Raw genomic sequence first — 757 nt, forward strand, 5'->3', positions numbered from 1 at the left:
TCAGCAGATGATCAATGCCGTTCTTGCGGCAGATCCGGTCGAACAACACCTCCGCCGGACGAGGCTTGTTGAACTTTCCGCTGAACTGTTTGCCATTGTCTGTCAGCACCTGGTCGGGACAGCCGTACTCGACCAGCGCCGAAGCGAACGCCCGACACACCGCCCGCCCGGTGGCCCGACGCACCACCGTGGCCAACACGCTGAACCGGGAATGGTCATCCTCACCGGTGATCACCTTCAACTCGGTGCCATCGACCAGCCATGCCGAGCCGGTCACGTCCAACTGCCACAGATCCATCGGCGCCGGACGCTCCCACCGCCGAAACGATGACCGTGGCCGGCGCCGAGGCCGGCCCTCGACCAGATGCGCACGCAGCAGCACCCGATACACCGTCGACCGTGACGGCAACGGCTCCACCTGCCGCAGCCCGAGCTCGTGCCGTAACCGCCGCGGCCCCCACCGAGGATGCGCACGTCGCAGCTCACACACCAACGCCGCCACTGCGTCGTCGACCTGCCACGGATGGTGACCGGGCCGATGCGAACGGTCCGCCAACCCGGGCAGGCCGTCCGCCTCGTATCGAGCCAGCCACGCATACAGCGTCTGCCGGGACACCCCATACCGGGCGGCGACCTCGGTCACCGGCAGCAACGACGACAACACTTCCAACACCGCCTGATAGCGCTGCTCCATCACGCTCAACTCCACAAGCACGGCCGGCTCCGTCCACGAGACCTCTCCTCGTAACGCAGCCGC

General features: G+C 66.8%; 1 protein-coding gene. It reads right to left on the reverse strand.

What is annotated here, in order from left to right:
- A partial coding sequence (locus ABD747_RS26635) for a helix-turn-helix domain-containing protein (RefSeq protein ID WP_344810193.1) occupies positions 1-703 on the reverse strand: 703 nt, incomplete at its 3' end.
- Positions 704-757: the final 54 nt, after the last annotated feature.

Source organism: Microlunatus ginsengisoli, from assembly GCF_039537205.1.
Lineage (GTDB): Bacteria > Actinomycetota > Actinomycetes > Propionibacteriales > Propionibacteriaceae > Microlunatus > Microlunatus ginsengisoli.